The sequence below is a fragment of the Desulfobulbus oralis genome (genome assembly GCF_002952055.1).
Lineage (GTDB): Bacteria > Desulfobacterota > Desulfobulbia > Desulfobulbales > Desulfobulbaceae > Desulfobulbus > Desulfobulbus oralis.
The window spans coordinates 266,887-280,966 of sequence record NZ_CP021255.1; the positions used below are offsets into that span (position 1 = coordinate 266,887).

The following is a 14,080-nucleotide window of genomic DNA, read 5'->3' on the forward strand; positions in this document are numbered from 1 at the left end:
TGAAGACCGTACCGGTACATGCAGGGCCCGTCAGATGGCGGGCCCTTTTTTATGATCGCCCTGGCCGCCCCGGGCCAGAGAACAGCACAGACCCAGGCTGCAGAACACGGCGGAACAGCAGAAGACCACGTGAATGGCCCCAAGAAAACGTGGATACAGGGCAGGCGTGATGGCCACATTGCCGAGCAGCAGGGACAGCACCACCGTGGCCATGGCCATGCTGGTCATCTGGCCCAGGAGCCGCATGATCGCCGCCACCCCCGAGGCGACACCGTACTGACTCCGGTCCACCGCACCCATGATCGCGCTGATGTTGGGCGAGGAAAAGAGGGCGAAGCCCGTGCCGATCAGCAGCAGATTGCAAAAAATCCATGACTTGGGCGTATGCAGGCCAAGCTGTGTATAGCAGGCAATGCCGATGGTGGTTAGCAGCATGCCGGCAGAGGACAGCAGACGCGCCGGCACTCGCTCGGAAAGCCGGCCCACCAGCGGCGAGCCCAGGGCCATCACCGCCGGCTGCGCCACCAGAAGCGCGCCCGCGGCCTGCGGCGTCATGGCCTGAATGTACTGCAGATACAGACTCATGGTAAAGGTGACCGCATAGGTGGCACTGTAGTTGAAGAGCGCCGCAAAGCTGGAAAAGGCAAAACTGCGGTTGGCTGTGAAAAGCCGCAGATCCAGAACCGGATGCCGGCTTTTGTACTGGTGCAGGACAAAGGCCACGCCGCAGAGCAGACCCGCGGCCAGAAGCACCTGCCCCGCTCTGGTGGCGCTGATGGAGGCGCCATAGACCAGGGCCGCGATGGCCAGCGCATAGAGCACGCAGCCAGCCAGATCAAAGGGACTGGAATCCGGGTTTTGCCATTCGCCTTTCAGGTAGCAGCGCATGAGCACAAGGCAAAACGCGCCCAACGGCAGCATGAGCCAGAACAGGCAGCGCCAGCCCCAGAAACCGGTCAGCAGACCGCCCACAAAGGGCCCGGCGGACAGCCCGATGTAGACCGCAGCCACATAGATGCCGATGACCCGGCCGCGTCGTTTTGGCGGAAACACCGAGGTGAGGATCGCCATGCCGGTGCTGATGAACATGCCGGCCCCCACGCCCTGCAGGCCTCTGCAAATGAGGAGGGGGGCGGCATGATGCGCCACCGCGCCGAGCAGGGAGGCCAGGGTATACAGCCAAAGCCCCATGCCGAAGATCTTCTTGCGGCCCAGACGGTCGGCCAGCGCGCCCAGGGGCACCAAAGCGATGGCCATGACCAGCATGTACATGGTGGGCACCCAGGTCAGAGTCACGGTTTTCAGGTGGAGTTCCGCCTGCATGGCAGGCAGGGCCACATTGATCGCCGAGACCCCGAAGGGGCCCAGAAAGGAAGTCAGGGCACAGACCAGAAGCGCGGAGCGTTCCTGGGCGGTGTCGGCTGTGACAGGCGGGGCGGGGTTGTGCATGGCGGCTCCGGAACGGCTGAGAATCTTCAGTGCAGCGCTTTACCTGCACGAGAGCACAAAAAAGCCTCCCGACAGGAGGGGAGGCTTCTCATCTGGATTGGCTCCTTTCGGGCGCTCCAGTGCGCGGGCTCAGCTCATTTACCCCGATGCTGCCGCTCCCGGCTGGCCTTGAGGCGCTGGATCCAGACATCGACCACGCCATCGTATTCGGCAAGCCCGTGCAGCACCGGTACGGCCTTGATACCGGCCTTTTTGAGTTGACTTTCCCATGAGTCCGGATCCTTGCCCGACATGTCGTTGATGCTGTGATCACCGGCCACGGTCATGAACGGAATCAGATAGGCCTTTTTCACGCCCCTGGCCTTGAGCTGATCGAGGATCTCCTCAAAGGTGGGGGAACCCTCGACCGTGCCAACAAAGCAGTTGGGATCCCTCTTCTGGGCCTTGTACATCATGGCCGAATAGATGGCATCGGCGGGATGGTGGCTCCCATGCCCCATGAAGACCACCGCATCTTCCGCCTTGCGCTCGTCAGGGATGATGCTCTTGAAGGCCACCTCCAGCACCTGATCCATGCTCTTGTTATCCATCAGCAGCGGATAGCCGATCCTGATCTTCCGGATTCCGCCACGCATCTCCTCGAATTTGCGGGCATTGCTGTTCAGGGCATGAAATTCCGCGCCCGGCAGGATGTGCAGAGATTGCAGGGTCACCTCGCGATAGCCCTCGTCCATCAGCCTGGCCAGGGCGATTTCCGGAGAGTCGATCATCTTGCCCTCTCCAGCCAGTTTCCTGCGGATGATCTGCGAGGTGTAGGCCCAGCGGATATCTGTATTGGGGAACGCGGCCTGCATCTTCTTTTCGATATGCTCAAAAGATTTCTGGGCCGATTGCACGCTGGTGCCAAAGGTGACAAGCAGCAGCGCGTCCTTTTTTGGGGGCGGGTTCTTGCTGTGACCGCCATAGGCAAAGGCCGGAGCGACGCTGACGACACAGAACAGTGCCATCAGAAAAACGGAGGACAACAGGACAGCCGACATTTTTCGCATCACACACCTCCATGGATGGGCTTCGGAAAACAGGCCAGCTTGGCCTGCATTGCCAAGGAAAAACGCGTGAATGTACTTGTTATGACGGTCCGCCGCTGAGCGAGCCTGCCATTTCATGCCGACAGGATACGGGGAGCTCCTGTCCTCACTGCAGGTTTTCCCGATGCTGGAGAGCATACAACTCAGCGGCTGCTGCGTTTTGTCCCGGTTCCAGCGGCGAGCCCTGTACCCAAAGGTCACATCAGGGGCTCCGTTTTCCTGAGAGGCATGCCAAAGGCGCTTACAGTAAAAAAATTTTCGCACCGCCTGTCAAGTCTTTCTCCGAAAGGCAAGCCGCCATGCAGACGCAACAGGCGGCGGCCCCCTCTGCGAGGCCGCCCCGGGCCTGTACAGTGCTGGTCTGCGGCTTCAGTATTTCGCGTCGGCATAGGCCAGCCAGCCGCCGGCCGCGACAAGCTGCCTGTCAAAGGGGTTGAGTGTAAAGGAACAGCTCAGACTTTCCCCTCTGTCGCTGCTGGCGCTCAGTTTTTCCGCCTCCACATCCACGGCAATCATCACCCTGCCCCCCAGGGCCCCCAGGGCGAAGAGTCTCTCCAGGTCGCCCCTGGCCAGTTCCACTGCCAGAATGCCGCAGTTGAACATGTTTTGCCGGAAGATGCGGGCAAAGCTCTCGGCCACCACCACCTTGATGTCGTTCACCTCCAAAGCCCACACCGCATGCTCCCGGGACGAGCCACAGCCGAAATTGGAGCGCGTGACCAATACCTTGACGCCGGCGAGATCTTTGGGATCAAAGTGCCGGCCTTCCAGATGCAGATCCTCCAGCAGGTGGGGGCCAAGCGCGGCCTTGCTGATTTCGGTGAGATAGCGGGCTGGGATGATCTCGTCGGTATTGATGTCGCTCCGGTCGATAAAGGCGGCCGGACCGCCGAATTTTTTGGCATTGTGCAGGTCTTGCATGGCAAAGTCCTCGTCAGGAAAGGAAAGGTCTGGGGTCGGCGATTGTGCCTGCCAGGGCCGTGGCCGCTGCGGTGGCCGGGCTCATCAGGTGCACCATGCCGCCCTTGCCCATGCGGCCGCTGAAGTTGCGGTTGGTGGAGGAGGCGCAGACCTCGCCTTCGGCCAGGATGCCATTGCTCATGCCCAGGCAGGCGCCGCAGGTCGGGTTGGTCACGCAGAAGCCGCTGTCCATGAAGATTTTGATGAGGCCCTCGTCCAGGGCCTGCGAATAGATCTGCGGTGTGGCGGGAGAGAGAATGGCCCGCACCGTCTCGGCAATCTTCCGCCCCCTGACGATGGCCGCGACCACCCGCAGGTCCTCGATGCGGCCGTTGGTGCAGGAGCCGATATAGACCTGATCGACGGGCGTGCCGGCCATGTCGGCCACATCCCTGACCTTGTCCGGCTTGTAGCCATAGCTCACCTGTGGCGCCAGCGTGCTGACGTCCATTTCCAGCACGCGTTCATAGGAGGCGTCCGGATCGGAATGCCAGCGTTTGAAATCCCTGGCCGCGTCCTCGGGAGAGGCATAATCCTGCTGGATGAAGGGCCAGAGATATCTGGCGGTCTCCAAATCCGGCAGGCACACGCCGGAAGTCGCGCCAGCCTCCACGGCCATATTGCAGAGCGTCATGCGGGAGGCCATGCTCAGGCTGTCAATGACCGGGCCGGTGAACTCGATCACCTGATCGGTCGCGCCGTTCACCGTCAACTGCCTGATGATGTTCAGGATCAGATCCTTGGCATACACGCCTCTGGGCAGGGCCCCCTCAACCACGATTTTCAGGGAGCGCGGCGTGCGGAAGGCGCACACGCCTTTCAGAATGCCCACGGCCAAATCTGTGGTGCCCACGCCTGCGGCAAAGGCGCCGAAGGCTCCGTGGGTACAGGTGTGGGAATCGCCCATGATGACCGTGTTGCCGGGGCGGATAAAGCCCTTTTCCGGAAAGAGCGCGTGGCAGACGCCGTTGCGGCCGATGTCGAAAAAGTCTTTAATCTGGTGCCGTCTGGCCCAGTCACGCATGATTTTGGACTGCATGGCCGTCTTGGCATCCTTGGGCGGGGTGACGTGATCGATGACGGCCTTGATGCGCCTGGCATCGCACACCCGGTCCTTGCCCCTGGCCACCAAATCCATGATGGCGATGGGCGTGGTGATTTCGTGGCACATGATGACGTCGATATCCAGCACCATATTGCCCGGAGCCGGGTTGTCGCGCAGATGGGCGGCGAAAATCTTCTCGGTAATGGTTTTGCCCATGACACACTCCTGGAAAAGAGGAAACAAACAGCAGGCCCGCCCCTGCGAAAGATGGCCGGAGGCCCACAGCGAAAGACTGTACAAGACCGGAGTGCCGGCGTATAGTGCAAGGCCGTTCGCCTACCAACAGCCAGCCCGGGAGGGCACTATGCGGTTTTTTCTGCGCCGGTTCATGCTGGCCGCCCTGTTTTTCATGCCCCTGCCGCTCCAGGCCGGCCATGGCCTCAGCATTGACGGCAGCCTCAAATACCCGAAGAACTTCGAGCGCTTCGCCTATACCTCGCCGAAGGCCCGGCCCGGCGGGCTGCTCAACCTACATGACCTGGGCGGCTTTGACAAGATGAATCCCTTCACCCTGAAGGGCGCGGCGCCTGCGGGACTTGCCGGCTATGTCTTTGAGACGCTGACCGTGCCCAGTCTGGACGAACCTTTTGCCCAATACGGCCTGATCGCAGAAGACATAGAGCTGGCAGCGGACAAAATGTCCGTGACCTTCACCATCGACCCCAGGGCCGCCTTCTCCGACGGCACGCCGGTGACCGTGGCGGATGTGCAGTTTTCTCTGGAAACGCTCAAGAGCGGGGCGGCCCATCCCTTTTACCAGATGTACTTTCAAGACATCGAAGGGGCCGAGATCCTGGACGCGCGCCGCATCCGTTTCCGCTTCGCGCGGCTGAACCGCGAATTGCCCATGATAGCCGGCCAGTTGCCGGTTCTGAGCAAGGCCTTCTACAGCGCCCACCCCTTTGCAGCCAGTGGCGCCGGACTCATGACCCCGCCCCTGGGCAGCGGCCCCTACCTGGTGGAGCGGGCTGTGGCGGGCAAGAGCATCAGCTACAAAAAAAATCCGAACTACTGGGCCAAAGACCACCCCGCCCGGCGCGGCATGTTCAACTTCGAGCGTATCGTGGTCAAGTGCTACAAAGACCCGATCGTGGCTCTGGAGGCGTTCAAGGCCGGCGAATTCGACGTCCTCTCCGTTCATATCGCCAAGCAGTGGCACCGGGACATGAAGGGCCGGCGCTTTGACAGCGGCCAACTGCTCAGGAAGAACTTTCCGCACCGTAACGATGCCGGATTGCAGGGTTTTATACTGAACACCAGAAGGCCCCTGTTCAAAGATGTGCGGGTGCGTCAGGCCTTGGGGCTGGCGCTGGACTTCGAGTGGACCAACGAGAGTCTCTTTTACGGCGGCTATGTCCGCAGCAATTCGTATTTTTCCAATTCCATCTATGCGGCGCCCGGCCTGCCCGACGAAGCCGAGCTGGCCCTGCTGAATCCCTGGCGCTCCCACTTGCCGGAGGCGGTCTTCACCACGCCGCTCACCCCGCCCAGCACCAGGCCGCCCCACAGTCTGCGCGGCAATCTCCTGCAGGCCAGGAGTCTCCTGGAACAGGCGGGCTGGCAGATGCAAAACGGCGTTTTGCGAAACGCGGCCGGCCAGCCCTTCCACTTTGACATTCTGCTGGCTGACAACGCCTTTGAGCGGGTCATGGCCGCCTATGCCCACAATCTGAAAAAACTGGGCATTCGGGCGGATTACCGCCATATTGACCTCAGCCTCTACGCGGACCGGGTCAGGAACTTCGATTTCGACATGATAGTCAACGGCTTTGGCCAGTCGCAGTCGCCGGGCAACGAGCAGCGCGACTACTGGACCAGTGCGGCTGCGGATCAGAAAGGCTCGCGCAATCTGGCCGGCATCAAAAGCCCGGTGGTGGACGCGCTCGTGAATGCGGTCATCTACGCCGAGACCCAGGAGGCGCTGATCACGGCCTGCCGCGCCCTCGACCGGGTGCTGTGGTATGGTTACTACGTGGTGCCGAACTGGTATCTGGCCAGCCATCGTTTGGCCTATGCCTCGTGGCTGCGGCAACCGGAAATCCTGCCCTTATACTACAGTGCCGACCAGTGGCTGAATACATGGTGGCGCGAATGAAGGCCGGCAACGGAGGCAAGAACGGCATGGGTTCAGCCCCGGAAAAAAAGGGCCCGCAGCCTGCGGGGCAGGTGCCTGCGCCCGCTCCAGAGGCCCGGGTCAAGGCAGGCCCCGCGAAGGCGGCAAAAAGCGGCGGCAAAACGGGCAAGGAACAGCAGTGGATCTATCAGACCGGCAAGGAAGTCTACCAGTTTTTCAGCCGGGTGAAGGGCCGGCTGCAGGGCATTCAGGTTTTTGCCCTGGTGGGCAAAAGCGGTACCGGCAAGAGCTTTCGGGCAAAACTGCTGGCCGAAAAGCTGGGCGTGCCCTACATCATCGACGACGGCCTGCTCATCCACGACACGACCATCCTGGCCGGCAAGTCGGCCAAGCAGAGCAAGAACTATATCAGCGCCATCCGCACCGCCCTCTTCGCTGAACCCACACACCGGGACGAGGTGGTCAAGGTTATCCAGGAACACAAAATCAAGAAAATCCTGCTCCTGGGCACCTCGGAAAAAATGGTGACCCGGGTGGCCGAGGCGCTGGAACTGCCGCCCATCAGCCAGGTCATTCATATCGAGGAAATTGCCAGCCAAAAGGATATCGAAAACGCCATCAGGTCGCGCTTCGAGGAGGGCAAACACGTGATTCCCGTGCCAGCCATCGAGATCAAGCGCGCCTTTATCCAGAATCTGACCGACACCATCCGCATATTTTTCAAGGGCACCCGTGGCAGCGACGGGGCCCAGCGCTCCCGCTTCTTTGAAAAATCCGTGGTACAGCCCAGGTTTCAGGAAAAGGCCGGCACCGGCACCGTTACCATCTCGGAGGCTGCACTCAGCCAGATGATCATCCACTGTGTGGACGAGTATGACGACGAAATTCTGGTGCGCAAGATCCGGGTGCATGTGGGCCGCCACGGTTACGGCATCGATCTGGGCATCGATGTGCCCTACGGCAAAACCCTGGCCGGGGGCCTGCACGAGCTGAACGGCTATATCCTCAATCACATCCAGAAGTATACCGGCATTGCCATCAAGCACCTGGAAATCGAGGTGGAAAAAATCACCCAGCGCCAGCCGAAGCTGCCGCGGAAGCGTCAGGCTTAGAGCGCCTGACTTATGGGCCAAGCGGAGTCGGTTGACAGGATGAGCAGGAATGAGGCCGCAGGCTTTGCAGGTCTTCGGGTTTGGGCCCAGGCTCCGGCATCCTGCCTTTTCCGGGCTGCACCACGGCAGCTATTCCCCTGGGCGTGGCCATGAGTCTTCTCATCACCGCACCGCCCGTCAAGGAACGAGCGGCGCTGCCGCTTTTGTGCGCCCTGGCGGGCGTTCAACCCGCTGCGGGCTGTGCCTTGGCAAGGGCCGAAGCGGCACTTACGGGCAGAGTTCCAGCAGAAACACGTTCAGCGTGTCCACATCCGGGCAGGCGAATCGGGCCGTGCCCGGCGGCTGCCCCGGAATGGCGCCGCCGTAGCGGAGAATGTCGGCATAGACAAAGGCCACATGAAAGGCCATGGGGCAGAGGCTGCCCCGCTCGGTATCAAAGTCCCAGCTATCGCCCACCCTGTGGCCGTGATGGCAGGGCAGAGCACCCTTTCGCTCGATGAGCGTGATTCTGATCTTGGGCCTCCTGCTCACAGTTCCTCCTGCAGATAGGTTGCGCAAAAACCGCAGAGCTGCCGCTCCTTTTTCAGGACCTTGTCCCAAAGGGGCGGATGCCGGCTGCAGCCTGCCCCGTCCGTATGCAGGGCACATCGGCATCCAGCCGGCACGCGCGGCCGGCGGCTCCGGGCACTCCGGTTCTCCCGGAAAGTCAGGGCGCCATGTTGTTCGCCGGCCGCCGTGCTCTTAGGCCAGCCCCTTTGCTTCGCCCGCCGCGCAGAACGCGGCCGAGCTCATGATCGCAGCGCCGATGTTACGCATATCCGCAAGGTTTGCGGCCTGAATCTCGGGCGTGCTGGCCGAGCAGCAATCCTCTATGAGCGTCACCTGATAGTCCAGCGAAATGGCGTCGTAGCAGGTGGTCCGGATGCAGTTTGGCGTGGTGGTGCCGATGAGATACAGCCGGGCAATGCCGTTTCGCCGCAAAATCAGATCCAGGCTGGTCTGGAAAAAGGCGGAGAAGCGCGGCTTCACGATATGATAATCGAGGGGCAGGCATTCAAATTCGGCTGGATACGCGGCAGAGAGCTCGCCCCTGGCCGAGCGGGTAATGGGTCGGCCCTGCTCCCACAGGGCCTTGCGCGGCAGTTCCACATCCGTGCCGTCCTCGCGGTACAGGCGGGTGACATAGGCCACCAAAAGCCCCTGCCGGTGCGCCTCCCGAATCACCCGGCTGCACGCCGGAACCGTGGCTTCTGCCATGCGGATGCACAGGGGCGATGCGGCCTTGATAAAGCCGTTTTGCATGTCAATGACAATGAGGGCTTTTTTGCTGTCTGCGGTCATGTCCTGCTCCTGTTCGAGCCTGGCGGTGCTGGCCTATACCCATAGATACCTTCTCAACAGCGACCAGAGGCCCCTGAACCTTTTGACCACGCCCTCACCGCTGTCCCGGAACAAAAAGGGCTGTGGCAGGCGGGGCATCAGCCACGGCAGACCTGATTGCGGCCCGCTGCCTTGGCCCGGTACATGGCCGCATCCACGCGTTTGATGAAATCCTTGGCCGTCTCGTTGGCCCGGTATTGGGCCACACCGATGCTGATCGTGGCATGGCCGCCGTCCGGCAAGAGCGGCGTGTCGCCGATATTGGCACGGATGCGCCTGGCGACCAGAAAGGCGTCTTCCAGCCTGGTCGCTGCGAGCAGAATGACAAATTCCTCGCCGCCAATCCGGGCGGCCAGATCCTTGGAGCGGCAGGAGCTGCGCAGCATGCCGGCAATGGCGCGTAAAATCATGTCGCCCGTGTCGTGGCCGTAGGTATCGTTGATGTTTTTGAAGTGGTCGATGTCGGCCATGAGCATGCACATGGGAATCTGCTTGCGCCGCGCCAGATCCATGCCCAGGGTCAGATATTCCGCAAAGGGGCGCCGGTTGGCCAGGCCGGTCAGCGCGTCCGAGCGACTCAGGTAGCGCAGTTTCTGCTGCACGCGCCACAGTTCTTCCACCTTGGCCGCGAGATTCCGCTTCAGGGCCACCTGCTCGGAAATGTCCACAATCATGCCCACCTGGGCCCAGGTGCCCAGCGCCCGGTCGCCGAAGCCCTTGCTCCAGTACATGGCCTGCCGCTTGCCCCGGGGGGTGTCGTATTCGGTCTCGTAATGCCGGGTGTGGCCCTCGCGGATGATGACGACGTCTTCCTCCTGATAGCGCTCCCGTTCCTCGGCGTTCATGTGCTTGGTGTCCTTGAGCGTCCGGCCCAGCAGGTTTTCCCGCTGGACGCCAAAAAACTGCTCATAGGACTTGTTGCACAGGCAAAAACGCGACTTGATCGTTTTGGCAAAAATGGGTGTGGGCAGTTCGTCCACCAGCGATTCGTAAAAGGACAGCAGTTTGCGCAGGCGCCTGATTTCGGCCTCCATGTTGCCTGCCTGGTCTGTCGCATCGATGGCGGCAACTATTCTGGCCCGATTGACGAGCGCCTGATCGCTGTCGGCCATGTCCGCTGCAGCCCTGGAAACGGCAGCTTCCGGAACCTCGGGCACGGGATGCTCCGGCCCGGGCAATCGGGCCGGCGGCCTAGGCCCGCCGTGGTCGGCATTTTCCGCTCTGCCGCATATCCGGCGCCACAGTTGGGTCAGACGCCCGAGGAAGCAGCCCAGCGGGGGCTCCCCGTGGCCAGATCTCATGATTTTTTTCCCCTGCATGGAAGCCAGTTGTGCAGCCATTTGTCCCGATGTTCACGTTGCTCTGCCGCATCGCGCTGCGGAGGAATCGGTGGAAAAGTGCTGGATATTGCCAGCACCACCAATTTACGCTATAGAAAGCCCCATTTCAAGGCAGGCTCCAAGGAATCCGGTTTTTCCCGGGAACCTCGCGATACCTTTGGCGGGTTTTTCTGTTCAGGGCTGGAAGGCGCTGAAAAGCTGCCGGGCCAGGTCCACCATGCCGCGTGCCGCCTCGGTGCGCAGCATGCGCACGTTCAGGCCTGCCTCGCCCAGTCGCACCCGGTCCAGCGCGTCCGCGTCCTTGAAGATGCGATAGGCCTCCAGCCACCCTTTGGCTGCCCGGTGACCGCCCGCCTGCCGGACAATGGCGTCAAGGCCTTCAGCGTCGCTCTGGTCGTGCCAGGTCATGATGCTGGCCGCCCGCTGGGAGTAGGGCAGGCCACGCTCCCTGCAGAAGGAGATATAGTAGTAGGCCGCACGGGCGCCATGGCCCTGGTCGCGGCCTTCGTCGCGGCGGCGGGTGTCGTGGAAAATGGCGGCATGGGCCAGGGCATCCTCCACGTCTTCGTAGCCTGTCCGGTGCGCGATGCCGAGCGCCAAGAGCAGCACCCGGGCGCAGTGGGGCCGGCCGTGAATCCGGCTGTGCCTCAGACTGAAGTCCAGATTTTCTTCCATGTAGGCGCACCAGAGGGCGGCCTTTTCGGCAATGGCCGCATGCTCCGGTCTGTGCAGAATGTGTTCAGGCAGCATGTTTTCCCCGGAAAAATGTTTGTGATGGTTTGACGATGACCAGCGAGACGACAGTGCCCGAATATATCATCAGGGCCATGCAGGCGAAAGACGAAGGCGAGGTGCTCGCCATGATGCGGGTCTTTTATGCCTCCCCGGCCGTGCTGAGCAACGGCACGGAAGACATTTTCCGGCGCGATCTGGCCTTTTGTCTCAGCGATTCGCCGCTCCTGTCCGGCTATGTCTTTGCCGCGGCGAACCGGCTGCTGGGCTATGGCATGGTGGCGCCCGCCTTTTCGACCGAATACGGCGGCCCCTGCCTGTGGATTGAAGACCTGTACGTGCAGCCGGAGTTTCGCGGCCATGGCCTGGGCCGGGCCTTTTTCCGCTTCATCGAGGAGCGGTATCCCGAGATCCGTATCTTCAGGCTGGAGCTCGAAGCTGAAAATGCCGGCGCCGCCCGGCTCTACCGCCGCTGCGGCTACGATCCGCTGCCCTACCGGGAGATGAAGAAAGTCAGGAAATAATCACCGGCAAAAGGCCTTTGGCAGTTCATCCCATTCCGTGGTGGCCCGGGGCGAGACCCGATCCTGCCGTACATGCCAGCCCGCATCTTTAGGCCCGGCAGCGCCAAGGCGCAGCGTCTCCCGGCCCATTTTCCGGTTGATCGCGTCCATGGCCTGCATGAGCGCCGCCCGCTGGGCTGTGCTCGCTTCGCTCTGCTCGGGAAAAAGTGCGTACTGGCCCCGGGCGGCATCGGTCAGTTCAAAGAGCAGGACCCCGGCCTTGGCGTAGGCCGGACCCCGCCGATACAGGGTCCGCAGAACCGAAAGCGCCGCCTCTTGCAACCGGCCGGTATCGTTCGTGGCCTCGGACAGGCGCTTCTGGCCCGAGGCATTGTAGGCCGCGCCTGTATACAGGGAGCTGCGGATATGCACACCAACGCCGCCGGCCGCCAGGCCCGCCTTTCTGAGCCGTTCCGCCGCCCTGGCGGTGAAGGTGGCCACAGCCTGGGCAAGCGGGGGCAGATCCCGCACCTGCTCGCCAAAGGATCGCGAAACCACCAGCGTATGCCGGGGCGTGGGCGCGTGCTCCCCGGCAAGCGCCGGCATGCCGCGCAGCTCCCGGGCCGTGCGCAGGCCGCCTATGGTGCAGTGCCGCTGGATCCACTCGTCGCTTTGGCTGGCAAAGACCCGTGCATTGCTTACGCCCAGAAAGGCCAGTTTCGCGGCCAGCCTGCGGCCGATGCCCCAGACCTCGCCCACCGGCAGGCGCTCCAGCAGGGCAGACAGATCGGCCGCCCTGTCCAGCACCACCACGCCCAGCCCTTGCTTGGCCATGTGATTGGCAGCCTTGGCCAGCGTTCTGGTCGGGGCCACGCCGACCGACACCGTGATGCCGGTCCACTTCAGCACCGTGCGGCGCAGGGTCTGGGCCACGGCAAAGGCGTCTTTGGCCAGAGCGCCACTGAGCGGAATAAAGGCCTCGTCAATCGAATACTGGCAGATCTCCGGGCACAGGCCGGCCAGCGTGGCCATGACCCGTGCCGACATATCGGCGTAAAGGGCATAGTTGGAGGAAAAGACCTGCACCCGGTTGGCCCGCAGGATGGGCCGCACCCGAAATTCCGGAACGCCCATCCCGATGCCCAGGGCCTTGGCCTCGGGTGAACGGGCCACGATGCAACCGTCGTTGCTGGACAGCACCACCACCGGCCGGCCCTTCAGGTCGGGCCGGAAAACCAGCTCGCAGGACACGAAGAAGTTGTTGCAGTCCACCAGAGCCCACAGCATTGGCTCTGGTCTGGCGCCCTTCAGGCGGGGGCTGTCAGAGCTGATGGATGACATGGGTGACCACGCCCCAGATCTGTACCGTGTCCTGCCCGGTGATGTCCAGGGCCGGATAGTCCGGATTGGCGGGCACGAGCCAGACCCGGCCCTGCCGCAGCTCCAGCCGCTTCACGGTCAGTTCGCCGTCAAGGGAGGCGATGACGATGCGTCTGTTGCCCGCTTCGAGCGAACGGTCCACCACCAGCAGGTCGCCGTCGTGGATGCCGGCCTCCACCATGGAATGGCCGCTCGCCTTCAGAAAAAAGGTGGCGGCCGGGTTGCGCACCAGATGTTCGTGCAGATTCAGGCTTCGTTCCACATCATCCGCTGCGGGCGTGGGAAAACCGGCCTGTACCGGAGAGAGAAAAAGCGGCTGGCCGGACGGATTTTCCGGCTCCGCGGCGGATGGGATGGCATTCGTTTTCATGGTCTGAGTGCCCGGCAGCGGCGGTGCAGGCAATCAGCCTGCCAGCGACCGCGCTGGCAGTGCACAGGCGCAAGCCGCCTCCCCGCGCCCCGGATACGGCACAGGGAGAAGTGATCGGGCACGGTTTCACCGGGGGCAAGGCCCAAGAATTCCAGCAGGGACAGGACACCGCGAGCTGTGGCGGCGGATGCCGCACTCAAAGTCGATGCCCCAAAACAGCCGATCAAGAGCATGCGGAAAGAGCGGCCCGGCGGGATGGACCTGCGGCCGGATTTTTCGGCGGAGCATGGAGCGCACAGCTTTTCGGGGAAGCTGTCAAATTCTTCCTCATGCAGGAGCTCTTGCAGCCGCTGGTACAAGACCTGCCCCCGACTCTGGGGCAGTTGATCGTACGAAAGCCACATGCTCTTCTGCTGTTCCTGCCTCCGGCCAGGACTCATGGACGCCTCCCCTCCTCGACACAGTTTGATCGCCTGGGTTCCATTATGCCTTGTCTGGAGACTTTTTCAACGGGCTGATAAGCAGGACAGCTCCTCGGTAGTCGCTCATCCGGCCTGCCGTGCGCCTCATGGCCAGGGCCTGCCGTG

The 14,080-nt window shown here is 62.3% G+C and carries 14 protein-coding genes; 3 read left to right on the plus strand and 11 right to left on the minus strand.

Going from position 1 to position 14,080, the window contains the following annotated elements; translation table 11 throughout:
• Nucleotides 1–30: 30 nt before the first annotated feature.
• From CAY53_RS01040 to CAY53_RS01055, 4 genes are all read right to left on the minus strand, one after another.
• On the minus strand, nt 31–1,449 hold the full coding sequence (locus CAY53_RS01040) for an MFS transporter (protein WP_104935564.1): 1,419 nt from the start codon (nt 1,447–1,449) through the stop codon (nt 31–33).
• 134 nt (nt 1,450–1,583) lie between these two features.
• Complete coding sequence (locus CAY53_RS01045) at nt 1,584–2,498, minus strand: sirohydrochlorin cobaltochelatase (RefSeq protein WP_245874829.1); 915 nt, start codon at nt 2,496–2,498, stop codon at nt 1,584–1,586.
• Nucleotides 2,499–2,906: 408 nt separating this feature from the next.
• Nucleotides 2,907–3,458: a 3-isopropylmalate dehydratase small subunit gene (locus CAY53_RS01050; RefSeq protein ID WP_104935565.1), complete on the minus strand. Its 552-nt coding sequence runs from the start codon at nt 3,456–3,458 to the stop codon at nt 2,907–2,909.
• Between the two features lie 13 nt (nt 3,459–3,471).
• Nucleotides 3,472–4,758 (minus strand): 3-isopropylmalate dehydratase large subunit, encoded by a 1,287-nt coding sequence (locus CAY53_RS01055; RefSeq protein WP_104935566.1) that lies wholly within the window; start codon nt 4,756–4,758, stop codon nt 3,472–3,474.
• A gap of 148 nt (nt 4,759–4,906) precedes the next feature.
• Between CAY53_RS01055 and CAY53_RS01060 the strand changes: the two genes are divergently transcribed.
• Both CAY53_RS01060 and CAY53_RS01065 read left to right on the plus strand, forming a co-directional pair.
• The gene (locus CAY53_RS01060; protein ID WP_245874830.1) at nt 4,907–6,697 is read left to right on the plus strand and encodes an extracellular solute-binding protein; all 1,791 of its coding nucleotides are present in this window, start codon (nt 4,907–4,909) and stop codon (nt 6,695–6,697) included.
• A complete protein-coding gene (locus CAY53_RS01065; protein ID WP_245874831.1) occupies nt 6,694–7,788 on the plus strand; it encodes a nucleoside/nucleotide kinase family protein in 1,095 nt (364 codons plus the stop codon). The genes CAY53_RS01060 and CAY53_RS01065 overlap by 4 nt, the downstream gene beginning before the upstream one ends.
• 267 nt (nt 7,789–8,055) lie before the next feature.
• Here CAY53_RS01065 and CAY53_RS01070 read toward each other — a convergent pair whose 3' ends face one another.
• The 4 genes from CAY53_RS01070 to CAY53_RS01085 all read right to left on the minus strand — a co-directional run bounded on the left by CAY53_RS01070 (nt 8,056) and on the right by CAY53_RS01085 (nt 11,258).
• On the minus strand, nt 8,056–8,319 hold the full coding sequence (locus tag CAY53_RS01070) for a TIGR04076 family protein (RefSeq protein WP_017865949.1): 264 nt from the start codon (nt 8,317–8,319) through the stop codon (nt 8,056–8,058).
• Between the two features lie 210 nt (nt 8,320–8,529).
• Nucleotides 8,530–9,129, minus strand: coding sequence for a cysteine hydrolase family protein (locus CAY53_RS01075; RefSeq protein ID WP_104935570.1), 600 nt, complete (start codon nt 9,127–9,129; stop codon nt 8,530–8,532).
• Nucleotides 9,130–9,266: 137 nt separating this feature from the next.
• Nucleotides 9,267–10,469: a sensor domain-containing diguanylate cyclase gene (locus CAY53_RS01080; protein WP_181040341.1), complete on the minus strand. Its 1,203-nt coding sequence runs from the start codon at nt 10,467–10,469 to the stop codon at nt 9,267–9,269.
• 213 nt (nt 10,470–10,682) lie between these two features.
• The gene (locus CAY53_RS01085; RefSeq protein ID WP_104935572.1) at nt 10,683–11,258 is read right to left on the minus strand and encodes a hypothetical protein; all 576 of its coding nucleotides are present in this window, start codon (nt 11,256–11,258) and stop codon (nt 10,683–10,685) included.
• A 35-nt stretch (nt 11,259–11,293) separates the two neighbouring features.
• Between CAY53_RS01085 and CAY53_RS01090 the strand changes: the two genes are divergently transcribed.
• The gene (locus CAY53_RS01090; RefSeq protein ID WP_219842691.1) at nt 11,294–11,764 is read left to right on the plus strand and encodes a GNAT family N-acetyltransferase; all 471 of its coding nucleotides are present in this window, start codon (nt 11,294–11,296) and stop codon (nt 11,762–11,764) included.
• Here the strand turns inward: CAY53_RS01090 and CAY53_RS01095 are convergent, their stop codons facing one another.
• Genes CAY53_RS01095 through CAY53_RS01105 form a run of 3 tightly spaced genes read right to left on the minus strand, consistent with a single transcriptional unit; the run spans nt 11,765 to nt 13,933 of the window.
• Nucleotides 11,765–13,084, minus strand: coding sequence for a Y-family DNA polymerase (locus CAY53_RS01095; protein WP_219842692.1), 1,320 nt, complete (start codon nt 13,082–13,084; stop codon nt 11,765–11,767).
• On the minus strand, nt 13,065–13,493 hold the full coding sequence (locus tag CAY53_RS01100; RefSeq protein WP_104935574.1) for a LexA family protein: 429 nt from the start codon (nt 13,491–13,493) through the stop codon (nt 13,065–13,067). The genes CAY53_RS01095 and CAY53_RS01100 overlap by 20 nt, the downstream gene beginning before the upstream one ends.
• Nucleotides 13,490–13,933, minus strand: coding sequence for a transposase (locus CAY53_RS01105; protein WP_104935575.1), 444 nt, complete (start codon nt 13,931–13,933; stop codon nt 13,490–13,492). The genes CAY53_RS01100 and CAY53_RS01105 overlap by 4 nt, the downstream gene beginning before the upstream one ends.
• Nucleotides 13,934–14,080: the final 147 nt, after the last annotated feature.